23 protein-coding genes and 1 pseudogene are annotated in these 26,587 nt (G+C 38.8%); 12 read left to right on the top strand and 12 right to left on the bottom strand.

What is annotated here, in order from left to right:
- Positions 1-60 precede the first annotated feature (60 nt).
- Complete coding sequence (locus tag NOS7524_RS23470; protein ID WP_015140971.1) at positions 61-327, top strand: hypothetical protein; 267 nt, start codon at positions 61-63, stop codon at positions 325-327.
- Between the two features lie 140 nt (positions 328-467).
- On the opposite strand, the gene NOS7524_RS23465 is transcribed toward NOS7524_RS23470, so the two are convergent.
- Positions 468-707, bottom strand: a complete 240-nt coding sequence (locus tag NOS7524_RS23465) for a hypothetical protein (RefSeq protein ID WP_015140969.1) — start codon at positions 705-707, stop codon at positions 468-470.
- A 189-nt stretch (positions 708-896) separates the two neighbouring features.
- Positions 897-1,298 (bottom strand): endonuclease domain-containing protein, encoded by a 402-nt coding sequence (locus NOS7524_RS23460; RefSeq protein WP_015140968.1) that lies wholly within the window; start codon positions 1,296-1,298, stop codon positions 897-899.
- A 257-nt stretch (positions 1,299-1,555) separates the two neighbouring features.
- Between NOS7524_RS23460 and NOS7524_RS23455 the strand changes: the two genes are divergently transcribed.
- The 3 genes from NOS7524_RS23455 to NOS7524_RS23445 all read left to right on the top strand — a co-directional run bounded on the left by NOS7524_RS23455 (position 1,556) and on the right by NOS7524_RS23445 (position 2,757).
- Positions 1,556-1,915: a hypothetical protein gene (locus NOS7524_RS23455; RefSeq protein WP_015140967.1), complete on the top strand. Its 360-nt coding sequence runs from the start codon at positions 1,556-1,558 to the stop codon at positions 1,913-1,915.
- Positions 1,916-1,993: 78 nt separating this feature from the next.
- Complete coding sequence (locus tag NOS7524_RS23450; RefSeq protein WP_015140966.1) at positions 1,994-2,344, top strand: hypothetical protein; 351 nt, start codon at positions 1,994-1,996, stop codon at positions 2,342-2,344.
- 5 nt (positions 2,345-2,349) lie between these two features.
- The gene (locus NOS7524_RS23445; RefSeq protein ID WP_015140965.1) at positions 2,350-2,757 is read left to right on the top strand and encodes a hypothetical protein; all 408 of its coding nucleotides are present in this window, start codon (positions 2,350-2,352) and stop codon (positions 2,755-2,757) included.
- A 98-nt stretch (positions 2,758-2,855) separates the two neighbouring features.
- On the opposite strand, the gene NOS7524_RS23440 is transcribed toward NOS7524_RS23445, so the two are convergent.
- From NOS7524_RS23440 to acnB, 4 genes are all read right to left on the bottom strand, one after another.
- Entirely contained in the window at positions 2,856-3,053 is a 198-nt protein-coding gene (locus NOS7524_RS23440; RefSeq protein WP_015140964.1) for a hypothetical protein, read from the bottom strand.
- A 105-nt stretch (positions 3,054-3,158) separates the two neighbouring features.
- Positions 3,159-3,500 carry a XisI protein gene (locus NOS7524_RS23435; RefSeq protein WP_015140963.1) on the bottom strand — a complete coding sequence of 114 codons (342 nt, stop codon included), beginning with the start codon at positions 3,498-3,500 and terminating at the stop codon, positions 3,159-3,161.
- Complete coding sequence (locus NOS7524_RS23430) at positions 3,488-3,904, bottom strand: XisH family protein (RefSeq protein WP_015140962.1); 417 nt, start codon at positions 3,902-3,904, stop codon at positions 3,488-3,490. The genes NOS7524_RS23435 and NOS7524_RS23430 overlap by 13 nt, the downstream gene beginning before the upstream one ends.
- A gap of 52 nt (positions 3,905-3,956) precedes the next feature.
- Positions 3,957-6,581 (bottom strand): bifunctional aconitate hydratase 2/2-methylisocitrate dehydratase, encoded by a 2,625-nt coding sequence (gene acnB / locus NOS7524_RS23425; protein ID WP_015140961.1) that lies wholly within the window; start codon positions 6,579-6,581, stop codon positions 3,957-3,959.
- A 1,452-nt stretch (positions 6,582-8,033) separates the two neighbouring features.
- Between acnB and NOS7524_RS23420 the strand changes: the two genes are divergently transcribed.
- Complete coding sequence (locus NOS7524_RS23420; RefSeq protein ID WP_015140959.1) at positions 8,034-8,534, top strand: sterol desaturase family protein; 501 nt, start codon at positions 8,034-8,036, stop codon at positions 8,532-8,534.
- Positions 8,535-8,644: 110 nt separating this feature from the next.
- Here the strand turns inward: NOS7524_RS23420 and NOS7524_RS23415 are convergent, their stop codons facing one another.
- Positions 8,645-9,106 carry a CYTH domain-containing protein gene (locus NOS7524_RS23415; RefSeq protein ID WP_015140958.1) on the bottom strand — a complete coding sequence of 154 codons (462 nt, stop codon included), beginning with the start codon at positions 9,104-9,106 and terminating at the stop codon, positions 8,645-8,647.
- Between the two features lie 418 nt (positions 9,107-9,524).
- Positions 9,525-9,968, bottom strand: a complete 444-nt coding sequence (locus NOS7524_RS23410) for a DUF2267 domain-containing protein (RefSeq protein ID WP_015140957.1) — start codon at positions 9,966-9,968, stop codon at positions 9,525-9,527.
- 328 nt (positions 9,969-10,296) lie between these two features.
- Here NOS7524_RS23410 and NOS7524_RS23405 point away from each other — a divergent pair, with 328 nt between their 5' ends.
- From NOS7524_RS23405 to NOS7524_RS23395, 3 genes are all read left to right on the top strand, one after another.
- A complete protein-coding gene (locus NOS7524_RS23405; protein WP_015140956.1) occupies positions 10,297-11,379 on the top strand; it encodes a class I fructose-bisphosphate aldolase in 1,083 nt (360 codons plus the stop codon).
- A gap of 166 nt (positions 11,380-11,545) precedes the next feature.
- Positions 11,546-12,010 carry a hypothetical protein gene (locus NOS7524_RS23400; protein WP_015140955.1) on the top strand — a complete coding sequence of 155 codons (465 nt, stop codon included), beginning with the start codon at positions 11,546-11,548 and terminating at the stop codon, positions 12,008-12,010.
- Positions 12,011-12,311: 301 nt separating this feature from the next.
- Entirely contained in the window at positions 12,312-13,478 is a 1,167-nt protein-coding gene (locus tag NOS7524_RS23395) for a pyridoxal phosphate-dependent aminotransferase (RefSeq protein WP_015140954.1), read from the top strand.
- A gap of 1 nt (position 13,479) precedes the next feature.
- Here NOS7524_RS23395 and NOS7524_RS23390 read toward each other — a convergent pair whose 3' ends face one another.
- Positions 13,480-14,667, bottom strand: coding sequence for a tetratricopeptide repeat protein (locus NOS7524_RS23390; RefSeq protein WP_015140953.1), 1,188 nt, complete (start codon positions 14,665-14,667; stop codon positions 13,480-13,482).
- Positions 14,668-14,971: 304 nt separating this feature from the next.
- On the opposite strand from NOS7524_RS23390, the gene NOS7524_RS23385 reads away from it, so the two are divergent.
- Together NOS7524_RS23385 and NOS7524_RS23380 are read left to right on the top strand one after the other, a co-directional pair.
- Positions 14,972-16,150, top strand: coding sequence for a proton extrusion protein PcxA (locus tag NOS7524_RS23385; protein WP_015140952.1), 1,179 nt, complete (start codon positions 14,972-14,974; stop codon positions 16,148-16,150).
- A gap of 132 nt (positions 16,151-16,282) precedes the next feature.
- Positions 16,283-16,483 (top strand): annotated as a pseudogene (locus NOS7524_RS23380) (phosphotyrosine protein phosphatase); the annotation flags it as partial.
- 109 nt (positions 16,484-16,592) lie between these two features.
- Here NOS7524_RS23380 and NOS7524_RS23375 read toward each other — a convergent pair.
- Both NOS7524_RS23375 and NOS7524_RS23370 read right to left on the bottom strand, forming a co-directional pair.
- Complete coding sequence (locus NOS7524_RS23375) at positions 16,593-17,036, bottom strand: hypothetical protein (protein WP_015140951.1); 444 nt, start codon at positions 17,034-17,036, stop codon at positions 16,593-16,595.
- Positions 17,037-17,257: 221 nt separating this feature from the next.
- The gene (locus NOS7524_RS23370; RefSeq protein ID WP_041555926.1) at positions 17,258-19,792 is read right to left on the bottom strand and encodes a penicillin acylase family protein; all 2,535 of its coding nucleotides are present in this window, start codon (positions 19,790-19,792) and stop codon (positions 17,258-17,260) included.
- A 479-nt stretch (positions 19,793-20,271) separates the two neighbouring features.
- Here NOS7524_RS23370 and NOS7524_RS23365 point away from each other — a divergent pair, with 479 nt between their 5' ends.
- On the top strand, positions 20,272-23,379 hold the full coding sequence (locus NOS7524_RS23365) for a plasmid replication protein, CyRepA1 family (RefSeq protein ID WP_015140949.1): 3,108 nt from the start codon (positions 20,272-20,274) through the stop codon (positions 23,377-23,379).
- 141 nt (positions 23,380-23,520) lie between these two features.
- The gene (locus NOS7524_RS23360; protein ID WP_015140948.1) at positions 23,521-24,192 is read left to right on the top strand and encodes a rhomboid family intramembrane serine protease; all 672 of its coding nucleotides are present in this window, start codon (positions 23,521-23,523) and stop codon (positions 24,190-24,192) included.
- Positions 24,193-24,245: 53 nt separating this feature from the next.
- On the opposite strand, the gene NOS7524_RS23355 is transcribed toward NOS7524_RS23360, so the two are convergent.
- Complete coding sequence (locus tag NOS7524_RS23355) at positions 24,246-26,429, bottom strand: GumC family protein (protein ID WP_015140947.1); 2,184 nt, start codon at positions 26,427-26,429, stop codon at positions 24,246-24,248.
- Between the last annotated feature and the right edge of the window lie 158 nt (positions 26,430-26,587).

Below are 26,587 nucleotides of genomic sequence, written 5' to 3'. Positions count from 1 at the left end.
TCTTATCACCGCTACAATTATTTATATAATTCAGCTATATGTTTAGTAGAAAATAATGGTATGCAAACAATAACTTTAAATTCTCATGTTGGGCAAGATGGCATATTACATTTAGATATTCCTGTAGATGTTACTAATACTGACTTAACTATTACAGTGATTTTACAACCTACTACTGATTCTCAGCAGGAAAAAACATCTCAAGGTAAAGGTTGGCCTGCTAACTTTTTTGAAGAAACATCAGGATGTTTAAAAGATACACCTTTAATGATAGATTCAGAAGGTGTTTTTGATGATTTAGAAGAGTTTATTAATGTCACTAGATGATTTATCTTGTTTAGCACTTATTTCCTCTTTGACACTTTTCGGCAATAAAAATTGAGCTTCTGTTTCCAGGAATAAATTAAGAAAGTCTAAACGTGATAAGAAAATTAAAGGAGAAGAGTTAAAGACTATTTTCATTCAACTTACCAAGTTTTTTCTATGGCAATATCTTCAACGGTAAGGTATGAAAAATCTATATTCATCAATTCTAAAATTTTCAAAAATATTTCTTGATCCATTTCCATGATTTCGGCAGCTTTATGCAAACTAATTAACCGAGATGTTAAAGCACCAATCACAAATATAAATGTTTCTTTTTGTTCTATATTCTGGAATAATTGTACTTGAGAAGCAATTTCTTGAAAAATAGTTTGGTGATTCATTGATACGATAATCTTCAATCTTTGCAGTTATCTTTACAATTATATCAATTGGTAAAGCGATCGCCTATAAAGAACGCCTAAATCCGTGAGCAATTATTTACTTGTCTACCCCCAAATATGCAACGCGTAAATGTTCCCCCTTCCCTGTCTGCGACACGCTGCGCGAACGTAGGGAAGGGGGTTAGGGGGTTAGGTCTCTTCACAACAAACCTGATAAATCAGCACCAAAACCCGATCAATTTCCTGTAGCACTTCCTCATTTTTAATCCTTAACAAACGCAGCCCTCTAGCTAACAAAACTTTCTCACGTTCTACATCATATTCAGCTTGCTGTTCGTGAATTTTCCCATCTACCTCTATCACTAATCTAGCAGCGTGACAGTAAAAATCTGCGATGAAGCCATCAATAATTTGCTGACGACGAAAGTGTAACCCATGCAAACGATTACCGCGAAGATATTCCCAAAGGATTTTTTCTGCTGGTGTCATTTGGCGACGGAGTTCTTTCACACGGTGTATTTTAATTGGGTTGATTTTTTGTCCTATAACTATATTGTTAGTTTGGTCTTTTCTGGGTGTTGAATTATTCATGTATGAATTATGGAAACTGGTGTTGATTCATACATTATGGCTGACCTCTCCCCCAACCCCTCTCCGACGCGGAGAGGGGAGCTAGATTTCTAAGCAATTTTCTCAAATCAAAGGTCTTATGGGGGTAAGTTAGCAGGGAGACGAAAGAAAACTTTTCTGTAAAATCACGTAATTTTTAGTAAACTATTGACATTTAAATTACTTTTAAAATAAAACGTATTTATACCAAATACTACAAATTTATCAGGAGATATTTAATGTCACACTTTGGATTCTATTCTATTAAAAATGCTTTAAATGAAGCACTAGAGTCTTTACCAGATTGGAAAGATTTAAACCCCTTTGAAAAAGGTCAACAAATTGACAAATCTTTCAAATCAATCATGAAAGATTTAATGCACCAATTCAAAATGAAGCCTGGAGTTGATTATGTTGATAATTTAAGTGATACAGAACAAAGCACAGACTTTGTTGCTTTGTCACAGAAAGCTGATGATTTGATTCAGGGATTATTAACTGGCAAAATAATAGCTATTTCAGAACATAGTAAAGTTAGTAAATTAGGCAAGAAATTTACTGTTAAAGCTCATTTTCATGACCTAAGAAAGAAAGCTTAACGTAACTAAATTTAGTAATTTTTTGTCTAATATTCCAAAATTACCAGACCTAACACCAAAATTTAACAGGTAAAATCCATGTTTTTCGTAGAAAAACCAAAATATTTTGAGGAAGGAAATTATATTTATGAGTGTAAATCATCTCCTGATCATCTAGATGAACCTATTAATCAAAATAGTCTTAAAAAATGGATAAATGATGTAAAAAAGCTATTAAGAAAAAAACAACCAAGCGGTTTTCGTTATATCTTCCCTGTTAATCGCTTAGACAGTAATAACTGCAATCTTTTAGAACAATTGAAAGCAGAGTTTCCTAATATAGATATACAATATTATGATTGTGATTCAGTTGATCGCCTTGTAAAGAACTTGCAAAAAGTAAACAGCTTACCTGAGTTAGTTGAATACATTAAACAAGCTAGGAATTAAAATTTATGTCTCAGTCTATTCATTTTGGCAGAATTAAGTATTTTTCTGAAGAATTTACTAAAAATAGAAAGTATGCTGATGTTTTACAGGAGTTAAAGAAGATTTTAGAAAAAGAAGAAAAAGTTGATGAAACCTTACAAGATAAATTTACAGAAGATATAAAACTCACCTGTATAAATATAAATGCTTATGGTGAAATAGAAAAATTATTGAAGACTGGCTCAGAAATTCAATTACATCCTAAATCGCGGTATTATTTTGTTAATGAAACAATATGGGAGCTTATAGAAGAAAAAATTTTTCAAGAGTCTAAACAAGTAGAAACCAAAAAAGATTATTATGAAATAGTAGAAGACTATATCACAATTAAAGATTTTTTTAAAAAAAAAGTGTTAGTTTTCGAGGTTTCTTAATTTGGATGACTCATAAATTTATAAAAACACACACCTTTTAATTCTGTAAAAAATACAAATCGAGAAAATTTTAAAAAGGTTATTATTATGAAGTCAATTTAGAATAATAACCTTTTTTTGATTTCGTCTAAAGATACGGAAGCACTATCTTTTTCTTCTGTTTTTGCATTCCTTAAATCCCGTAAATCTTCCAAATCTTCTAACAATTTCTGAACTTTTAAAAACTCCTCATACGGTAAAAAAGCAAATTGCTTTTGACCATTTTTTGTTAAAAATTCAGGATGTAGCTCAATCATTTTAGTTCAGATACTTAGTGGGGTGGCTACAGCAATCTAGGGCGATTGATCGCAGTTTTATTTACTATACAAATTTTAAGCGATCGCAAATATTATTTGCATTGATTACGCAACAGCAAACTCAGTCAATTTCCGAGTTTCTGGATCATGAAATGCTAAAACAATATCCTCTTTCGGTACACCTTCTCTTAATAAATCAGTAGCGATTCCTTCTTCTGTCCAATCTTCCTCAATGTAAATCTTCTGATTCTTAATCCGAACATAAACTGAAATTGCTTCGACTCTTTTATCATTTTTCCAGCCAATATTAAACCAAAGATATTGACTTCTTTGATCGTCAAACATTAATACCTCATCTATATCTGGATCTGGTACTTGTGATGAAATTTTGTCATACTCGGTGAGGATTTGTTTAATTAAATTTTGATAATGGGTTATTTTGTCCATTGAACAATCTCCTGTTTATTGATATCAACAACTAAGAGTAAAACCTGATATTTTTGGATGATTAATTGAATAGCAACTTGTTGAAAGAACTTTTCATAAATCTTTTTACTAATTGCTAAGTAAATTTTATAACTAGGGTTGGTAATACTGAGAAATGTTTGGTAAATTAAATACTGTCCTAACGCTGTTTCAAATTCACGCATATTAGAACGACCAAGAAAACTTTTAATTTCAATAACTATTAGTTCTCCTTCTCTTGTGGCAGAAATTGTTTTTTCTCCTGCTAAATCAGCAAGTAATTTAACTTCTTCATATCTGATGGGATAAGGATCAAACGTAATCGTCCAACCATCTTTAATTAAAGCATTTTTTACAGCTTCATGGTAAGTATCTTTTACAGCCATTTGACCCTTTTAGTAACATTTAGGTGAGCCATGAAGACTCACCCTAATTAAACTATACCAACAAAGCTTCCTCCTCCTTACTAATCACTCGCCCTTCATCCTCAAAACCGGCGATTTGATCAAAGTTCAAATACCGATATAAATTCTCAGCAAAAGGATGAATCCTACTCGCCACAATATCAAGATATTCCTGCACTGTGGGAATGCGTCCTAATAATGCACAAACGGCGGCTAATTCGGCTGAACCTAAATACACTCTTGCGCCTTTACCCATGCGGTTATTGAAGTTGCGGGTAGAGGTGGAAAATACAGTTGTGCCATCAGCAACTCGCGCCTGATTTCCCATACATAAACTGCATCCTGGCATTTCTGTTCTCGCGCCGGCTGCACCAAATACACCATAGACACCTTCTTCTTTTAATTGGTGTTCATCCATGCGGGTGGGTGGTGCTATCCACAGGCGAGTTTTGACTGCACCTGCACCTTCTAAAACTTTCGCGGTGGCTCGATAATGACCAATGTTTGTCATACAAGAACCAACAAATACTTCTTGTACTGGATCATTAGCAACTTCCGATAATAATTTAACATTATCGGGGTCGTTTGGAGCAGCAACAATTGGTTCTTTGATTTCGTTCAAATCAATTTCAATTATTTCTGCATATTCTGCATCTGCGTCGGCTTCTAGTAATACAGGATTTGCTAGCCATTCTTCCATTTGGGCGACGCGGCGCATAATTGTACGCGCGTCTTGATAACCTCTGGCTACCATGTTCTTTAACAGGGCAATGTTAGAACGCAGATATTCAGCAATTGTGGCTTCACTTAATTTAATGGTGCAGCCTGCACAGGAACGTTCGGCGGAAGCATCTGTTAATTCAAAGGCTTGTTCGACTTTTAAATCTGGTAAGCCTTCCATTTCTAAAATTTTGCCGGAGAAGATGTTTTTCTTGTTCTCTTTGGCGACGGTGAGCAAACCTTTTTGAATGGCAACGTAAGGAATGGCGTTAACAATATCTCTTAAGGTAATTCCTGGTTGCAATTCTCCTTTGAATCTAACTAAGACTGATTCTGGCATATCCAAAGGCATGACACCCAATGCACCTGCAAAGGCGACTAACCCAGAACCGGCGGGGAAGGATATTCCCAAGGGGAAGCGGGTGTGCGAGTCGCCACCTGTTCCGACGGTATCAGGTAACAGCATCCGGTTGAGCCATGAATGGATGATACCATCGCCGGGACGTAGGGCGACACCGCCACGTTGGGAGAAGAAATCGGGGAGTTCGTGGTGGGTTTTGATGTCTACGGGTTTGGGATAGGCGGCGGTGTGACAGAAACTCTGCATAACTAAGTCTGCACTGAAACCTAAACAAGCGAGTTCTTTGAGTTCGTCGCGGGTCATGGGCCCTGTGGTATCTTGAGAACCAACGGTGGTCATGATGGGTTCGCAGGATGTACCGGGACGCACACCTGGTAAACCGCAGGCTTTACCGACCATTTTTTGGGCGAGGGTGTAGCCTTTACCTGTGTCTTCTGGTTGTTGGGGACGGATAAACAGGGTGCTGGGTTCTAAGCCTAGTGCTTGGCGGGTTTTGTCGGTGAGGGTACGTCCAATTAATAGGGGGATGCGTCCACCGGCGCGGACTTCATCAAGGATAGTGTCGGGTTTGAGGGTGAAGGTAGAAATAACTTCGCCGTCTTCGTTGGTAATTTCACCTTTGTAGGGATAGATGGTAATTACCATGCCGGTTTCGAGTTTGGTGACATCGCATTGAATGGGCAAAGCACCGGCATCTTCTGCTGTGTTGAAAAAGATAGGAGCGATCGCACCACCTAAAATATAACCCCCAGCGCGTTTGTTGGGAACATAGGGGATATCTTGCCCCATGTGCCATAACACCGAGTTAATAGCCGACTTCCGCGAAGAACCAGTGCCGACAACATCCCCAACATAAGCCACGGGATGTCCTTTTTTCTTCAACTCAGCAATGGTTTCTAAGCTTCCTGGTTGCCGTGACTCTAGCATAGCCAAGGCGTGGAGGGGAATATCTGGGCGGGTGGTGGCGTGGGTGGCTGGGGATAAATCATCGGTGTTGGTTTCCCCAGGTACTTTAAACACGGTGACGGTAATAGCTTCTGGTAGCTGGAAACGAACTGTAAACCACTCGGCTTCTGCCCAGGAATTAACTACTTGCTTGGCATAGGGGTTGATTTTGGCTAATTCCAAGACATCATGGAAGGCATCATACACCAATAAGGTTTTACTGAGGGCGGCAGCTGCGGCGGCGGCGATGGGTTCTTTACCTTCTCCTCCCATTACCAAGGGGGTATCATCTTCTGATGGTTTGGTAGAAAGTTTTAGCAACTCAATTAAAGACTGCACATTATAACCGCCTACCATTGTCCCCAGTAATTCCACCGCTTCAATTGAGGAAATTAGGGGACTGGTGATTTCGCCTTTAGCAACACCTGTTAAGAATCCGGCTTTCACATAGGCGGCTGCATCCACACCAGGGGGGACGCGATCGCGCAATAAATGTAATAATGTATCTTCTTCCCCTGCTGGTGGATTTTTCAGTAATTCACACAGTTCTGATGTTTGCTGTGCATCTAACGGTAAAGGCGGAATACCGAGGGCTGCCCTTTCGGCAACGTGTTGACGATATTTTTCTAACATTTTTGTGTTCTCTCTTTGTATCTTCTTACCTTAATTATGAAGTATTTTTAGACAAAACTTAGCAAGCAAAGTTTATCCAATTTTCTGTCTAAAAGACTTACTGGTAATCGCTTATGAGAATTTTTGTTTTATACTTAAAGTATAATTTTGGTGTTTAATTCCCACTGAAGATATTTTAATTACTTACACAGTTAAGGGCAGAATATATCCTGCCCCTACAATCATATGTATTACACTCGATTGCTAACTATTATACTAAGCGGTCATAGCAGTTTCATCTGATGTTTTATCTGTATTAGATTTCAAACGCGTCAATCTGCTTTTACGGACGCGTTCACTATCTCGAACTCCCCCAGCAAGCTCATATTCACTACTGTTTTTACCATACTTGAAACCAACGCCCAACACATCCGTCAGAGGTTAAGATAAAAGGTATTTTGTCAACCCGTTAAAATACTCAAATTAATTGAAATAAGAATGATAATCAATAAACTTTTGAATAGCCGAAATTTTCATTTAAAAACTATTGTAACCACCGAATACTTTTATCAAAATTGGGCAACATTATTCGGTAAATTCATAAGTTAGGCGAGTCCACAAAAAAGTTTGGTTTACCGCCATGCCCAAGCGACCAAAACACAACTCTGACCACACACAAAAACATCATACTCCTACTATAGATAATGAAGCGATTGCTGCCCACTTAGAAGCTTTATTAACTCCGTCCATATTTAATCAACAAAAATATTATTTGAGATTTGAGAAATTATCAAAACCGCTCAATCGGGTTGAGTTTAGGAGAGTGAAAAGGCTGAAAAATCGGGATAAAGGAAAATCGAGCTTTTTCTAATTCTTCTTGCCTCTCTTTAATTTCAACTATCAATATCCAACCCATTAAACTTTTACCAAATACGCCCTTTGCCACAATTTAGCGCAGCTTCATACATAATTGGTATTACCGTTCAGGGGGTAGCAGAGAGATAGTCAAAATACCGCCCAAAATTTGATAAATTAAATGACATACAAGTATTGATAATCTTTTTAAACCCGTCTCTACATAATTCTTGCAAAAATCAAATAAAAGTTTTATGGCATCAAAAATATCACAAAAAAGCTTAACCTAAATTTGTACTCTTTTTAACTTATTCTTTGCTTATAGTGTATTTCTTCGTCAGAAGATTGTGGAGTAACAATCTTAAAGTACGGTAAGCTCATCAAAGATCAGATGTATTTATCTTATCAGACCAAAACCAGAAGCCAAACCAGAGGCTCACAAAAGTTGCTATTCCCTGCATTGAGAATTTTAGATTCATAAAACTGCAACTTTTCAAATTACTTTTACGTTGAGCCAAAAAAGCTGAAACGTAGATGAATTAACGAAACTAGATATCTGCGTCTAACAAGGTATTTAATTTTTTGTGGTGTTTTCTTAATTGAGCTTGAGGAGTACAAATGCTTGAGGCTATCGCTGTTGCTTGGCTATTATTGTTTTTCGGTGATTTTTTATCGACATTTGTTTATCATGTACCTGAACACGTTTTTGGTAGCCTACATCTGAAAACACATCACTCATGGAAGAAAGATTTTCGTCACTATGCAATTTTGACATGGAACTTTCAGGTGCTGTTAGATGGAATTTTGGGAGCTTTACCTTATCTATTAGTAGCTGTAGTTTTGTGGTATTTCTCTGCCATAGGTGTTATCTTCGGTTTATTATTGGGTCAATTTCATGTGTGGTGGAGACATATAAGTGTCTTAGGGTGGCAAACTCCAAAATTCGTCAACTTTTGCTGCCAAATTCTATTTATTACTACTCCTGAAAGACATTGGTTACATCACCAAAAAACAAATCTAGGTTTTGGTGATATTTTCACATTTTTTGAACAACCTGCACAAATTTGGTTACGCTGGCTGAGACTGCTAAGGTTACATATGCGTTATTCACGTATTTAACTAATTTGATAGTAAGGGTTATTACTTCGTTGTCATGGAGTGATAACCTGTTCATTATGGAGTATTAATCTAACTTAATAGCTCTATTAATGGTCTGAGGAATATTCAAATTACCATTGAGAATAGGGATGTTTAACTAGATAGCTATTATAATACCTAAGATCGCCAGAAACTTCTTCTCCAATCCAATCTGGCAATTGAATCTGTTGTGCTTCATCAGTTAGTTCAACTTCTGCTAATATCAATCCTTGATTAGCTCCGGCAAATTCGTCCACTTCCCACACTAAGCCAGAATAATTAATTTTATATCTAGTTTTTTCAATTAAAGGACGAACACATAATGTATCTAGCATTTCTTGAGCATCTGCTAGAGGAATACGATACTCAAACTCAGAGCGAGAATAGTTAATAGTGGGGCTTTTAATTGTTAAATAACCTTGATTTCCTGCTATACGAACACGTACAGTAGCGCCATGTGCAGGAATATATCCTTGACGATATAAACTACCTTCACCTAGTTGTCGCCAACTATCTTTTTTGACTAAAAATTTGCGTTCAATTTCTTTTGCCATATCTGAAAGGTGTTTGTTGAGTTTGGTGGAATGTCATGAACTTTCTAGTTGAAGTCCAAAATTATATTACTTCATCATCCACCATCTGATGTTAATTCTGGTAACACCTACCGCAGTTAACTATATTTGATATTTGGGAGTGACAATGATAAATAGGCGGATTGATATTTATAGCATCCGCCTATGAGAACAAACAACAACAACACTATGAACTCAATAATCATCGCAGCTATTACATAATTTGTTGAATAGCATTATGCAATATCAGCATCAAATTAATGGGAATACTGCATGAAAAATGGTATGCTGTGTCCTTTTGATGACAATCCACCTAAAATCTTTATGATGTCGTCGGTTTCTCTCTCCTGTTCTCGCTAGCTATATTAAAAGAAAAACAGCTTTAATTTGGTGAAATATTTTAAGCACGTACTTCTTCAGGCCAAAGTTCTCGCAATGCTGGTGGCATCATATTGATTACGTCTGCAATTTCGCCTTTAGTCACCCGTTTAGCCAAGAGTTTAAAGACAGCACGAACCACGGTTTCAGCATCAATATCGGGGTCTGAGGTGCGAAGATAATCACGGATATGTTGGAGAAAGACTTCCTTCGTTCTATCTTTAACGGGAGTTGCCCCAGGTCGCCAGTTTTCGTAATAGAATCCCGCTAGCAAAATGGGTAACTGTGCGCCTAAATGAGCAGCTTCTTCTATTGTCAGGCGATCGCGCAAAGCGTGCAAGGTGGCACGCAACCCTTGAAAAACTTTGTGTTTGTTGTCCCATCCCAAGTTACTACATAATTCATTCACCCAAGGAATAGTATTCTGCACAGTTGTATCAAAAACATCTAATCCTGTCATAGTCATATTAATAGCTCCTATGTTTTGCTAAATTTACTAAGAGCAATATGTAAATTTCTAAAGCTATCCTAAGAAAGTAATTAGTTAACTCTCTTCCGGCTAATGGGGTGTGATGTCTTATTTTCTATCTATCTAAGGTATGAGCCATTAATCTAGTTATATTGGGAAAATATCTTTTATGAATCACTCTATAAATGGCTGCATTTGTATATTTACCTCTAGAAATATTTCTACATGAATTAATAGATACTATTATTGATTAATTAACGTTTTGTTAATAAAAAAATGTTATTTTAGGGACAAAAGTCATTTGCTGAGATGAAAGGAAAATGCTATGACTACAATTCTCTTAGAAGCTAATTCTATCGAGTCATTGTTAGGGAACGAAGCTGAAAACTTACTCACATACAAAGCCAAAGTCTCTAAAGATTTACTGCATTTACCGGGGCCTGACTTTATAGATAGAGTTTGGTTGAATAGCGATCGCAATCCCCAAGTATTGCGTAATCTCCAGCAACTTTATTCTACAGGTCGCTTGGCATATACTGGTTATCTCTCAATTCTGCCAGTAGATCAAGGTATTGAACACTCAGCCGGTGCGTCATTTGCACCCAACCCGATTTACTTTGATCCAGAAAATATTATCAGACTAGCGATCGCAGGAGGTTGTAATGCTGTAGCTACTACTTTAGGAGTATTAGGTAGTGTCTCGCGGAAATACGCCCACAAAATTCCCTTTATTGCCAAAATCAACCATAATGAACTGTTAACTTTTCCCAATCAATTTGACCAAGTATTGTTTGCTGATGTGGAACAAGCTTGGAATTTAGGGGCAGTAGCAGTAGGCGCAACCATTTATTTTGGTTCAGAACAATCTACTAGACAAATTCAAGAAATCAGCCAAGCTTTTAAATATGCCCATGAATTGGGGATGGTGACAATTCTTTGGTGTTATTTACGAAATAATGCTTTTAAACAAGATAAAGATTATCACGTTGCAGCAGACCTCACCGGACAGGCAAATCATTTAGGTGTGACAATCGAAGCCGACATTATTAAACAAAAACTCCCAGAAAATAATCATGGTTACGAAGCAGTAGCTAAAGCCACAGGTCAAAGTTACGGCAAAATTAATGAACGGATATATACAGACTTAACAACTGACCATCCCATTGATTTAACCCGTTATCAAGTATTAAATTGCTACTGTGGACGTGCAGGTTTAATTAATTCTGGTGGCGCGTCTGGGAAGAATGATTTTGCCGAAGCAGTACGTACTGCCGTCATTAATAAACGTGCTGGAGGTACAGGTTTAATTTCGGGTAGAAAGACTTTCCAAAAACCCTTTGATGAAGGGGTGAAATTGTTTCACGCTATTCAGGATGTTTATTTGTCTCCAGATGTCACAATAGCTTAAGTGAGTGCTGTTAGCTTTCTTCGAGGCGTTGAACAGCGTGGTGAGTGCTGAGTAAATATATCAACTTAGCACCACTTTTTACATACACATTAACTATCCCATAGAAAGAAGTAGCGGCATTGAAAATTATCTAACTTGGTGAAAGAGTCAAAAGGAAATTTTCTCAATGTTGGCAATTAGAAATATATTCAATCAATTGCAGCGCAAAATTGCGTTAGTCATGTTAGCTGGTTTAATCTGGCTCATTAGTTTACCCACTAATTCCGTTGAGGCGGCTGGTTATTATTCAGTCAAAGACCACAAGGCAGAGGTGGTTAGACCTTACTACGTCACTAAAGAACGCCACATAGCACGCACAGAACAGACTACTCCTTACTATGCCACCAAAAATAGAAGACACATCACAACTACAGGAGATGATTATATCGAAAGTGGTAAGCGAGCGGCAGAAGTTATGCCTAAAGAATTAGGCACTGGTAAGCGACAAAAAAATCCGATCACCATGTTAAAACGTGCTGGTGAAGAAGTGACTAATAACCCACTTAAAAGAAGTTTTGGAACACAAGATTATCAACGTAGTGAAATAGAAAAAGAACTCGCTCGGAATAAGGCAGCTAGAGGAGATTTTTAGTAAAAAAATAGGGGCTAGGGTATAGATAAGAAAGAATTTTCGGTTTTATTTGTGTGATTGATCACATAAAATTCTATGACCATTGTCCATCATTTTTGATATCTAACAACTCCGCTTTCTTTCAAGAAGGTGGGGTTTTGAATTTTGGCAATGATCAAAAATTAAATAAGATTACTAGAAATCCATGTGCAGAATAATACAACTTTTCTCTAGCTTCTAGCCTCTAATCCCTAGCCCCTATTTTTAAAACAGATTCTGGGATATCCTAAAGTAAGTGAAAGATTTGCCAAATAAAGTAAGAATGAAGCTGGCAGCAAGAGTAAGTCAGGTAACACCTTCACTAACCTTAGCGATCGCCGCGAAAGCTAAGGCGATGAAGGCAGAGGGTATAGACGTTTGTAGTTTTAGTGCTGGTGAACCGGATTTTGACACCCCAGCGCATATCAAAGCAGCAGCAGCCCAGGCTTTGGAGTCAGGCAAAACCAAATATGGTCCAGCCGCCGGTGAACCAAAGTTACGGGAGGCGATCGCCCGCAAGCTGCAATCTGATAATGGTCTAGATTATAAGGCAGAGAATGTCATTGTCACCAATGGCGGTAAACATTCTCTGTACAACTTAATGGTGGCATTGATTGACCCCGGTGATGAGGTAATTATCCCGGCTCCTTACTGGCTGAGTTACCCGGAAATGGTAACTTTGGTAGGTGGGAAACCAGTAATTATCCAGACAGATGCTTCCACAGGTTATAAAATCACACCAGAGCAACTGCGAGCAGCTATTACCCCCAAAACTAAGCTATTTGTCCTCAATTCACCATCTAACCCTACAGGGATGGTATACACGCCAGAGGAAATCAAAGCTTTGGCACAGGTAGTAGTTGATGCAGATATCTATGTGGTATCTGATGAGATTTACGAAAAAATTCTCTACGATGGCGCACAACATATCAGCATCGGTTCCCTAGGCAAGGAAATTTTTGAGCGCACCTTAATCAGTAATGGCTTTGCGAAAGCTTACTCCATGACTGGCTGGCGACTGGGTTATTTAGCTGGGCCTGTAGACATTATTAAAGCCGCCAGTACCATCCAAGGACATAGTACATCTAATGTGTGTACCTTTGCTCAATATGGAGCGATCGCAGCGTTGGAAAGTTCCCAAGACTGTGTGGAAGAAATGCGTCAAGCTTTCGCACAACGGCGACAGGTAATGTTAGATCGTCTCAACGCCATCCCTGGCTTGAGTTGTCCTAAACCCGACGGTGCATTTTATCTGTTCCCCGACATCAGCAAAACAGGCTTGAAATCCCTAGAATTTTGTGATGCCTTGATTGAAGCCCATCAAGTAGCCGTAATTCCAGGTATTGCTTTCGGTGCTGATAATAATATCCGCCTTTCCTACGCTACCGATTTAGCCACCATCGAAAAAGGTATGGATAGATTAGAAAAGTTTGTGCGTAGCCGTATTTAACTCACATCAATCCCATTTCCCGCAACCCCTGGCGGAGTCGATTGGCTTCTTGGGGGTTGTTTTGTTCGTGGAGGAGAATGGCATTTTTAAAAGCGGTGACACTAGCTTGCACATTACCAACTTTTAGCTGTACCACCCCTAAATTTTGATAAGCTTCTGCATATTTGGGTTGTAAGCGAATTGCTTTTTGATAGCAGGCGATCGCATCTGTAAACATCCCCACAGCCTTGAAGATCATCCCCAAATTGTAATATCCGATGGCAAAGTTGGGGTCAATTTTCAAGGCTGTTTCGTAAGCTTTTTTCGCCCCGTTGATATCTCCGACGGCTTTGAGTAAGTTCCCCAGATTGTTGTATGCGCCTAATTTCAGCATGGGGTAAATGGGTAACTTAATCGCATTTTGGTAATGGGAAATGGCCTGTTGAGGATTGTTTAAGCGATTGTAGGCAATACCTAAATGATAGTGGAGTTCGTATAAAACTTCGTAGTTTTCCTGGCAAGCGGTAATACCCCGTTTTAATAACTCTATACCTTGGTTCAATTTCCCGATTTCCACATACAAAGCCCCTAACTTACTGCACACATAAGGATCATGGGGGTGAGTTGCCAAAAAACCTTCCATTGTGGCTTGGGCTTTAGCGTATTTGTCATTTTGGGCGATCGCCCTTTTTTGATAACCTGAGTGCAGAATCGCTACCCCTGGTAAATAGCCGATTTCCCAATGGGGGTCTTTTTTGATCACGGCTGAGACACTATCATCAATTAAGGCATGATAGGGACGGTCAAACCGAATATCGGGATGGTTGCGAAATAGACGAGACACCAGAGAATAGGGAGATTGTTCGGCATCGATTTCGTGACGCAACAGGTTAATGAGCAGGTAATCATCACAGGCGATCGCCTCTTTTAACGGTGGTATAATCGCTGATGTCAGAGTCTCATCTGCATCTAATACTAAAACCCAATCACCAGTCACATATTTTAAAGCAGCGTTGCGAGCTGCACTAAAATCATTGCACCAGGGGAAATAATGCACTCTAGCGCCAAATTCTTGGGCAATTTCCGGCGTGCGATCGATAGAACCTGTATCCACCACTACCATTTCATCTACCACATTCTGCACACTGCTCAGGCATTTAGGTAATGCGTCTGCTTCGTTTTTCACAATCATACACAGGCTGATTTTCATATTGCCAATAAATACTGGTTTGTAAGTGTTTAACTGTAATTATCAAATTTAATTTAATGCTGATATTAGCAACCAACTGATCATTAAATCTATTTTTCTGACTCTTGACAATCCTCAAGGAGGATGTTAGCAATTTTTAATGAATTGGCCATTTCGCAGCGTCACGCACCAACTATCGATTGTGACACTTGCGTAAGTCCTGAAAATATAAAATCAATTTTGTTTCCTACAAGTCATAATGCTAAATTTTGTAATTATACAATATTGAAAATTTTAGATATCTACTACTGCATAAATAAAAACAATGAAAAAATGGTTTTTAGAAACGCCAGGAAGATCAATTTTAGCTGCGTATCAAGCGGCTCTGGCTATTAAAAACATTGAAATAGAACATTTTAACGGGCAGAAAATATCTCGTGAATCGGTGAATTATACTGAAAATGTCATGTCTTATTGGCAAGTATGCCTCAAGAGAAATTTAACTATTATTCAATTCAGGCTAGCAGAGTTTCGCTTGAGTCGTTCAATTCTCAACATTTCTGATCCTGCTTTATTAGAAAAACTTCAATTCATTGATGAAGTCATAGATAAGTATCAATTCAAGGATGAGTTACTGATAGCTGATCCTAGACAAACGCCAGCAAATAAACCTCAGCCTCAATCTAATCGCAACAATTCTCAGTCTATTTCTCGAAAGACGGGTGTGATACCTAGGTCTATTAATAGAACTATCAACAGAATCACCAAATATTTCCAACCCAAATCTGAAGAAAATTTCTTAACAGATTATCGTGTTTCTAAAAATCGTACAAAAATTACTATCAGATTCCTAATCATTTTAATTATTGTACCATTACTGACTCATAAGCTATCGAAACAATTGTTTATCAGACCTATTCTAGATAATGTCAGCAGTGCCAAAGAAAGTCTAATTTTCCTGAATATCGAAATGGAAGAAGACGCTTTACAAGAATTAAAGTTTTTTGAAGATAAGTTGAAGTTTTCTAGCCTGATTCAGCAAACACCATTACTAAGTACAAGCTTAGAAACTGAGGTTAAACAAAAAGCTATAGAAATAGCAGCCGAGTTTCAAAATAAAAGTAGAGACGCTATTAGTAATTTGTTTGCTGATGTAACCTCACTCATCGCATTTGCTTTAGTGATTACTTATAGTAAACGCGAAATTGCAGTTGTGAAAGACTTTATGGATCATATGGTCTATGGTTTGAGTGATAGCGCCAAGGCTTTCTTAATTATTTTATTTACCGATATATTTGTAGGGTTTCACTCACCACATGGATGGGAAATTCTTCTCGAAGGATTAGCAGATCATTTTGGTATGCCAGCTAGTAGAAATGCCATATTTTTATTTATTGCTACATTTCCTGTGATTCTCAATACAATATTCAAGTATTGGATTTTCCGCTATCTCAGTCGATTATCTCCTTCAGCACTCGCTACATTAAAAGAAATGGATGAGTAATTTTGTATGTAGTCATGGATTTGAGTTAAAATGTTATCTAATGAAAAAGCTTTTATCAACTTTGCGGAAAGACTCCAGGTGTAGGTGAAACCGGAAGAGAGGGGATGAGAGCAAAGCCAAAGTCTGCGGCACTTAGCTATAGAAGCAATTGAGTGGGCTGATATCATTTTTGTGATGGAACAGTCACATAAACGTAAGTTATCTCAAAAATTTCAGCCTTTTCTCAAGAATAAGCGAGTTATCTGTTTAGATATACCAGATGAATTTGAATATATGGAGCCAACTTTAATTGAAATATTAAAGAAGAAGGTTTTACCTCTATTGGGAACTTAGTAAACAAGTGCTGTTAGCGGTAGCGGGGCTTGGAGTCATTAGTTATTAGTCATTAGTTATTTTCCTCTGATTCCCAATCCCCAATACCCAGTCCCCAATCCCCAATCCCTTACTTACCAGAACAATAGCTATTAATTTCCTTGACTATTGTACTTTCTTCAGCACTACTCTTTTGTAAGGTTACTAAAAAACGATTTGCATCTCTGATGTTCTTTTTATCTATCGCTCCAGCTGCATCGTTTAAACCTTTACTGATATCTTGATACAGTTTTTGAAAGCGTCCTTGGAAGCCTTGTAATTGTTCATCTTTAATTGCCAACCCTTGCATTTCTGTACCGATTGCGTCTATTTTAGTAGCAAGTTCAGTTAAGCCTTTAGAACCTTTTGCAGATTTGGGATCTTTACCGAATTGTTGACCTAAAACAGCTGCTTGATTGGCAACTTTGATGACTTTGTTACATTGAGCTACTTTACTTTCTCCACAACCTGTAAACATGAATGCGATCGCAGCTGTTACAGAAAGTGTAGCAGTTCGTCTCAGCATACTTGGCATATATTTTCATATCTCCGATTATGTTTCAGTCAAACTGGGCATAAAAAACACGTAGTTTACAAAAATACAAGTCAAATCTGTTTTTGCTTCTACCTTTTTTAGCCCTGTTACTTTATACTTCATCCTTGACAACAGGTGTATGGGATTACACTGAAGTAGAAAAAAGTTAAATTACCTATACATAATCGGATCAGGTTTTTCCCTATACTTAAGACAAAAGTTTACTTGCCCCATTTTGGTGTTAATCTCAATGTTGCTTTAGCCTTAGCTGCTACTGTCTTCTGTTCCCACAGCATGGGATGATATTTAATGTTGCGCCAAGGATTAATCATGTCAGCGTAGTGCTGATGGAAAGCATGGCCTGATTGTCCAGGGGTATGAATAGCCAGTGAGTTATCTAAATTTCCTAAATCTACAATCATGCGTAATGAAGGAATATCAGTCACTTCAAAGGATTTATTGGCTCGCCAACGATTAGCATTGACAGTTTCCCCGTTTCCAGATGTCGTAAAAGCACCACGATTGAATAAAGCCTCAATTGGTGCAACTCCAGATTTACCCAAGGTAGCGTTACGAAACGTAATAGTGTGTAATTTACCCCAGTTCCAAGCTTGAGGATTTTTACCTTGAATACTTTCTAGTTCATCTACAGCTTCTATCAAAGCTTGTTGTAAAATTTTGTCGCGGTTTTCTACTGGGGAGGTATTGCGATTGTCCCACCAAATACTATTAGGTTGTTGGATGAGATTTTGCATGACAGCATACCAGCGATCGCTCCCATCAGGCAAGTATTCTAAAGGTAATTGATCATGAAAGGTATCTGCTAACAAGTGCTTCCAAAAGACCTCAAATAAAGCCGCCGCCGGGGATGACATTCCTAGCTGTAAATCCCAATCTTTGAGTAATTTATTAGCAGCTTTTAACCGGGGTATATTGAAAGAGATAGCTTGGATAAATGGCACAATATTCTGGGCATTTAAATTGAGATTATCACCTTGAATTTTCTGCACATCGGCTAAAGAAAGCGGCTGATGATGCTGAGAAATCATCTCTAAAATCCGCTTGGCTCGATAGCCATAAACCCAATCTGTAGTAATTAAATCAGGGTATTCACTAGCAACTAAATTGTTAGCAGTTGCTATATAACCTTGGGGTGGATTGAAGCTATAGGGTAATTTTTCAAAATTTATATAGCCTTGCCATTCATATTCGTCCGTCCAACCGGGGACAGGGTAGCGTCCATTTCCCTTCGCCCGAATCGGAAACTTACCAGGCATTTGATAACCGATATTTCCATCAACATCAGCATAAACTAAGTTTTGGGCAGGAACATCAAAGTTACTAGCAGCTTGACGAAACTCTGGCCAATTTTGGGCGCGATTAATTTGAGGAATTGAGTAAACTAATCTTGTAGGTTCTAAAGCTGTCCACCGCAAAGCAACAGCATAATTTTGTGGTATGTTAGCAGATTGATTTTGAGAAAATTGTTGTAAATTGGGTGAGACATCCGAAAGAATCGGCCCGTGTCTGGTGTAGCGTACTGTGTGGACAATTGGTTGACTGCCTGCAACTTGAATTATCTCTGGAATCAGTTGCATCTCTACCCATTTGCCATTGACTTGATATTGATTGGGGTTATCGGGATTAATCTTCTCTATATATAGATCCATGACATCGGATTGCACATTTGTCACACCCCAAGCAACGCGATCGCTATGTCCAACAATCACCCCCAACATCCCCGCAAAGGAAAAACCAGTCACGTTGTAGGGACATTCGGCATTTTTGATTTTGCAGTGCAAACCTACTTCATACCAAATCGAAGGAATTTGTACAGCTAAATGGGGATCATTCGCCAAAATAGGTTTACCTGTAGCCGTGCGTTTACCTGAGATCACCCAGTTATTAGAACCAATTCCCACTCCCGTATTACCAATAAGTTTTTCTAATGCCAACATTGGTTGAGTGATGGCTGCTAATTTTGGGGCAATTTCTGCCACCTTGGGGATCACTGGTTGCGGTGCGATCGCTGGCTTTGTAATTCCGATTTTCCAATCCGGTAAAATCACAGGCAAATCTTGGGGATATGGCGGAAAAAGTTCCTCCACTTGTTCAGGGGTAAGGGTTTTTAACAAGATGGTACGTTCAATTTCATTCTGAAAATTTCTGCCCAAATCATAAGCCATCACCTTACCCCAAGTCAGAGAATGTAGCGGTTGCCAAGGTTCAGGTTTGTAGACAGGATTCAATAATTGCAGTACCGCATATTCTAAACTTAAAGCACTGCCTTGATGCTCTTGTAGATAAGCGTTCACACCATCAGCATAGGCTTGCAAATTCGCTTTCATCTCTGCATCCATTTGCTGGATTTCTTGCTGTGCAACCCTTGCCCATCCTAGGGTTCGCAGATATTTATCAGTATCTAATTGGGCAGCACCAAACATTTCGGCTAGTTTTCCAGAACCGATATGTCGCCAAAAATCCATTTGCCAAAAGCGATCTTGGGCATGGATATAACCTTGCGCCATAAATAAATCATGGGAGTTGCTTGCATAGATATGAGGTACACCCCATTTATCCCTTTGAACTGTAACTTCGGCTTGAATTTCATTGAGGGCGATCGCTCCATTTTCCACAGGAAAAGAACGCTGTATGGTATAACCCAAAAATGATATGAATAATAACCCCAGCACTAACAGTATAATTACACCTGTTTTTAGTCCCTTAGACAACCAACGTTTTCTTGCATTTTTCATGTGCTGGTCATTAATCAAAACATGGGACATTATACCGCTTATTAGTAAGATATCTGACTTGCAATTTCCTTACATACTGAAGTAAAAATATTTTTATCAACCTAGTTTCTCTTCATCATCTTTATCTATCTCAGTGCTGTGATTTATTATTATGTATCTCAAAATCATATTTAATCACAAATCATGTCATCCTTAACATAATAGAAAAAGTTTGGTTGACAAAGCTTATAGGTCTGTGCTGCTTGTTGTTCCTATAGATTAATACTGAAAAATAAAAATTAATAGCAATAAATATTACAATACAAGATTATTACTCTTACACTGTCATCCGACAAAATGACTTTGTGTGTGACTCACCGATGTATCTCGTACAACGAAGTAAAAAAAATATCAAGGTTACTTGATATTTTTTGGTAAAAAAAACCGATAAATGCGTGCTAAGTTTTAAATCCATCCTGATTCCGTTCGCGGTTCGCCCCATGTATCTACCAGACTTACATCCACAACATCTTGAAGAATTAGTCAAGAATAGTGGTATTGATTTAGCCTTAACACAGCTTAATTTCAAGTCTCTTGCAGGTGTAGCAGCCTATGAGTGTCTCTTGATTTCTGAACATCTACCCCGCACGAACACTGGAATGGTGAAAACTGGCTGGTTACAACGTTACAGTCATACCAGTGCGGGTGGTTGGTGGTGTTCTGGCTTAGATCCCCTAAATCATTGGCAACCGATGGAATGGGGTTGCTTTAAACCCAACCAACCACGCACGAATCAAAACGGCAAACCCATCAAATACGAACATCCCCCCAGCACGCCGACGCGGATTTTCTGTCTGCGTGTGACGCTGGATATCTGGGAGCAAGTTTCCCAACGCTACAATATCCCCCTACCTGCCAACATCAGCATCAACGAACAGGGGGAAGCCGTCGGCTTTTGGCAATGGGTAATAGAGTCTCAAATCCCCGTAATTATTTGCGAGGGAGCGAAAAAAGCTGCCACATTGTTGACACAAGGGTATGCTGCGATCGCTATTCCTGGTATTACTAGCGGTTATCGGTTAGTCAAAGATAAATTTGGTAAAGTTATCAATCGCCAGTTGATCCCTGACTTGTCTGCATTTACGCGGATGAAACGCACCTTGTATATATGTTTTGATTTTGAAACCCAACCCAAAAAAATTGCTGCTGTCAGTAATGCGATCGCTCAACTTGGCTGTTTATTCCAAGAAAAAAAATGTCCTGTAAAAGTCATCCAACTACCAGGGCAAGAAAAAGGCGTTGATGAGTTGATTGTTGGCAAAGGTGCTAACGCCTTTGAAAAGATTTATCGTCAAAGTGTTGATTTAGAAATTTACTTAGCTCAAATTAAACCCCACACCGAGTTAACTATTCCGGCGGCACTCACTATTAATCGTCCCTATTTAGGAGAAATCGCTTTTCCCACTTCTGGGTTAGTAGGAGTAAAATCAGCTAAAGGCACAGGCAAAACCACAGCTCTACAAACTGTTGTACATCAAGCCAAAACTCGCAGCCAACCTGTATTACTAATTACTCACAGAATTCAACTAGGCAGATTTTTATGTAAAAAAATTGGCATTAAATGGGGATTAGGTAATAGTGAAACACTACCAGCCCAGAATACTTGGTTAACCATTAATCCTCAAACGTCAACCGATACCCAATCCTTGGGGTTGTGTGTTGATTCCATCTGGAGACTACATCCAGAAGATTGGCAAGGAGCCATTGTTATTTTAGATGAAGTCGAGCAATCTTTATGGCATCTCCTCAATAGCAATACCTGTAAACACAAACGCGTCAAAATTTTAAAAATATTCCAACAATTAATTTCTACAGTATTATTAACTGGCGGCTTAGTAATTGCCCAAGATGCTGATTTATCTGATATCTCTTTAGAATATCTCCAGGGTTTAGCAGGATGTAAACTTCATCCGTGGTTAATAGTTAATCACTGGAAACCTCAACACGGTTGGGATGTAACTTTTTATGATTCTCCTAATCCCATACCTTTAATTCAACAATTAGAATTAGATTTACTTGCTGGGCGAAAATGCTACGTCACCACAGATAGTCGCTCTGGACGTTATAGCTGTGAAACTATCGAAAGTTATCTCAAGGAACGTTTAGCGAAACTGCGATATCAATTTCCTAAAACTCTTGTTATCAATAGCCAAACTACAAATACACCAGGCCATGCAGCCGTTGATTTTGTCGCAGATATTAATCAAAAAATTACCGAATATGATCATGTATTTGTCACTCCTAGTTTAGGTACAGGTATTAGTATTGATGTCCAACATTTTGATCGAGTATATGGGATTTTCCAAGGAGTTATCCCAGACTCAGAAGCAAGACAAGCATTAGCCAGAGTCCGGGATAATGTTCCGCGTATTGTTTGGTGTGCTAAACGAGGAATTGGTTTAATTGGCAGTGGTAGTACAAATTATCGATTACTGTCAAACTGGTATCAAGAAAATCAAAAAGAGAACCTAGCATTGCTCAGTCCATTACATAAAATAGATGTAGATTTACCCTTAGTTTATGACCCGATTCATTTACGCACTTGGGCTAAAATATCTGCGAGGGTGAATGCTTCCCTTCGTCTTTACAGACAATCAATGCAAGATGGTTTAAAGACTGATGGACACCAACTTTGGGTTAGAAGTAATGCCATTCACAATAATATTGTTCGAGATTTACGGTTAGCATTTTTAGCGACTGATCCTAGTGATTTAGCTAATCGCCAAAGATTAGTTCTAGAAATTGTCAAAGTCCAAAAAGAATGGACAGAAAAGCGGCAAAAAGGGAAAGAAATTAAGCGCCAAATCAGAGAAATTAAAAAACAAAATCAATTGGCGTTAGCTACCAATGTTGCTAACGCCAAAGATATCGATTATTTAGAATATGAGCATTTATCTGTTCAACACTCACTAACTGATGCGGAACGTCACCAAATCCAGAAATATCATCTCAGACAAAAATATGGAATTAAAGTCACTCCCCGTTTGAAATTGCAGGATGATCAAGGATATTATTCACAATTGTTAATTCATTATTATCTTACCCATGAAAGTGAGTATTTTCATTTCAAAGATCAGCAAGAATGGCAGCAGCAATTATGTTTAGGGGAAGGCAAGGTATTTCTGCCAGATTTAAAAACCTATACTCTGAAAGTTGAAGCGATGAGAGCTTTAGGAATGCTGCAATTCCTAGAACCAGAACTAAAAATCACTGAGGATGATAGTAAGTTAATTCAGCTAAAAGATGTGGTTTCTCAACATAGTAAGCAGATTAAAAGAGTTTTAGGAATTGATTTTATCAAAGGTAAAGGTAACGCTACAGGTATAAAAATCCTCAACAGATTATTAAATTTATTAGGATTGAAGTTGCAACGGGTAAATAATATTTATCAAATCGCTCCAGAAACATTTAATGATGGTAGACAAGAAATATTTGCAGTCTGGCATCAACGGGATGAGCGAATATTAACTCAGATGAAAAACATTGGCTGTGAAATAACTGAGACTACCTCCAACTGGCAGTTACAGATGGTAGGGGCTAGAGGCTAAAAAGAGAGATGTATCTTTCTTTGTATCTCTGTGTTTAATCAGTATTTTTCACCACAGAGGCACAGAGAAGAGTCTTTTCTGGACTACTCAACTCCGGGTTCACGTTATATTGCAATTAATCAATGATGAGGAAAAACACCTGTGTTTCCCCTTTACGACGAAAACCCGACAAGAGTCACCCCGTATTTTACTTACGGTTTAATTGGGATGAATGTTTTAGTCTTTCTTCACGAATTGAGCTTATCCACTGCCCAATTAAATCAGTTTTTTAATCAGTATGCAGTAATACCCCAAGAGTTAACCACCAATTTCTCTAGTGAGTGGACAACTTTATTTACGTCGCAGTTCTTACATGGTGGCTGGTGGCACTTAATATCTAATATGGTGTTTCTTTGGGTGTTTGGTAACAATATTGAAGAACGTCTAGGACATCTCAAATATTTGTTGTTTTATTTAGGCTGTGGTGCTTTAGCTGCCTTGTGTCAATGGTTTATTGGGATGTCTTCAACTATCCCTTCTTTGGGTGCTAGTGGTGCGATTTCTGGGGTACTAGGTGCGTATATTATTCGTTTTCCCCATGCCAGAGTTACGACTTTGGTTTTCTTAGGTTTTTTTGTCACGACAATCAATATTCCTGCACTGGTATTGATTGGTATTTTCTTTCTTCAGAATGTCATATCTGGCCTTGCTAGCCTACAAGCTGCTGCCAACATGAGTGTAGAAACCGGAGGCGTTGCTTATTGGGCGCATATTGGCGGTTTTGTATTCGGGATGATTCTTAGCCCTTTATTTGGTTTATTTAGACGTGATTAGTGGATAGTTGATATGGGTTGGGGATATTCACCCCACACCCAATTCATAATTAACTAATTATTACTCACGCCGACTGAAATTTGTTCTGATTCTTCCTGGTTTTCTGCTCCAGATACATCATCTGACAAGGATTCAGCTGATGGAGGTAAAGAGACGGTAATATCAGCACCGTTAATAATCACTCCTAATAAACCCAGTTCATCTTCAACTAATTGGTCAATAGCTTCACCGAGCATATTTTCTTGGGTATAGTTGGGTCGTGCTACTAAGACAATACCATCGCTGTAAGGTTGAATTAATAAAGGATCATTGGATAAGCTCAGGGGATTAGTATCTAAAATCACTAAGTCATAACGCTCCCTGACATCTTCCATCAATCGACGGATTTCACTGGATTCTAAAATAGCAGCAGATTGACGTACAGGCCCAGGACTAGGAATGATGTATAAGTTTTCCACATCAGGCACTAAGCGGATACATTCACTCAAGCTGCCATAATAACGCAGGGGTTCTATAGTAGCATCCGGATCTGGATTGACTTTCAACGATAAACAACGTGAAGGCGATCGCAAATCTGTTTCGATAATTAAAGTTCTTTTTCCAGCTCGTGCAGCTGCTACACCCAGGTTGTAAGCACTGGTAGTTTTACCTTCCTGGCTACTGGTACTGGTCATTAAAACTACCTTCAAGTTTTTCCCACCAATGCGTCGCAGATTACTGCGTAACTTCTCATAAAACTCTAAATATAGAGAATCTGGAGACAGCACAACAGGTATTCCTTCTGGCGGCAAATCATCCACTGGCATTAAAGGTATTTCTCCCAGCAGTAAGGTTTCCCGTTGTTTGAGGCTGTCGCGAATGTCCTCCCTGGTTCTGAAAGTTCCTTCCAAGGCACCTAACAAGAAGATGACTCCACCACCTACCAAAAATCCCAGGAAACCACCCACTCCTAAAGTTAAGGGTACACTCTTACGTTTGGGAGTATCAGCTGTCACAGAGGGAAGTTTGGCAATGCTAAAACTACTGACTGTTTCTGCCTCAGCCGTTCTAGCATCGGTAAGCTTGGTCTGCATTTGGTCATAAACGGCTTTTTTCAGGGCAACTTCCTGTTCTAAGCGCGATCGCTCTAATTGCTTGTTGGGTATTTGGGAATATTCCTGCCGCAATTGCATTTCTTCTCGAACTTGCTGCGCTAGTTGTTGTTGCAGGGTTTCTCGCTGGGTTTGCAAAGCCACCATCTGGTTTGCTAGTTGCTGCCTGGCTGGATCGAGATTACTTTGGGTGCGAATACCAGTGATGCTACCCGCTAAAGGTGCGGCTGTTCCACCACCACCCATCACCTCAGCTGCTCGTTGTTGCAACAATTCCTCAGTGGCTTGTTTTTGACGCTGCAACTGAATCATAGTTGGGTGTTCTGGTCGCAGATCCTTACGTAGCAAAGCTATTTGTGATTCCGTCTGATAAATCTGGTTGCGTAAATTGGCAATGATGGGGTCAGCACTTAAGGCCGAAGAAACATAAGCTTGATCGACATTTAACCCCAATTTTTCTTGCAAACTGCGAATTTGGGCATCAATCCCAGCAACAGTTTGTTGAATGAGTCGTTGCTGATTTTGGCTATTAGTTACTGCACTCAGTAAACTACCATTTTCGGCTGCTAATATAGCAGGTCGTTCGCGGCGATCGTATAGTTCTAATTTCTGTTCAGCCGCTTGCAATTCTGACCTAGCCTGGGGTATGCGTTCATTAATTTTTTCAATAATTGCTGTTAATCGCCCAGTATTAATATCACTACTGAGCTTGACCATTGCCTGCATCAATTCCAGTAACACTTCTTGAGCGCGCTTAGAGTTGCTATCACGATACTTTAGATCAATAATGTTCGATTCTAATTGCCCAGTACGGGGGTTTTTTCTCGGTAGCTTGATAGCAACACTGGAACCGATCGTTTGCGGTTTAATCTTAAGTTTTGTTGCCACATTTTCCACCAACTGGTCTGATAGTAACACTTGTTCGTTTAGTTCCTGTCCCTGTTGCTGAATTTCACTACCAGTAGCAGAGAATGAAACTGGTGGACGAGAGTAGGTCAATGCGCCATCTGCTACATAAGTAGTTGGTGGATCTGGCTGGATAGCCACCACTGTTGACCCCGCTATCACTAAAGCAAAGCTGGCTAATCCAATCCATTTGTATTTTTCAAAAGCGATAATGTAGCGTTTAACAATTGGTGGGGTCATAACAGAGCCATAGGTAAACAGAGGAGGATGAATTGAATAGGCGATCGCTAGCTGTGATTATAGTTACTTGTTATTATTCATGATGAATCACGCATTAGTCACCCCATTGTTTCATTTTTCTACATTCTTGATTGAGACTTTACAACCCAAATGCCTCA

The sequence above is a fragment of the Nostoc sp. PCC 7524 genome, assembly GCF_000316645.1.
In the GTDB taxonomy this organism is placed as follows: domain Bacteria; phylum Cyanobacteriota; class Cyanobacteriia; order Cyanobacteriales; family Nostocaceae; genus Trichormus.
Note: the sequence above shows the minus strand (reverse complement) of the source record. Positions and strands in the feature narration are given on the sequence as shown.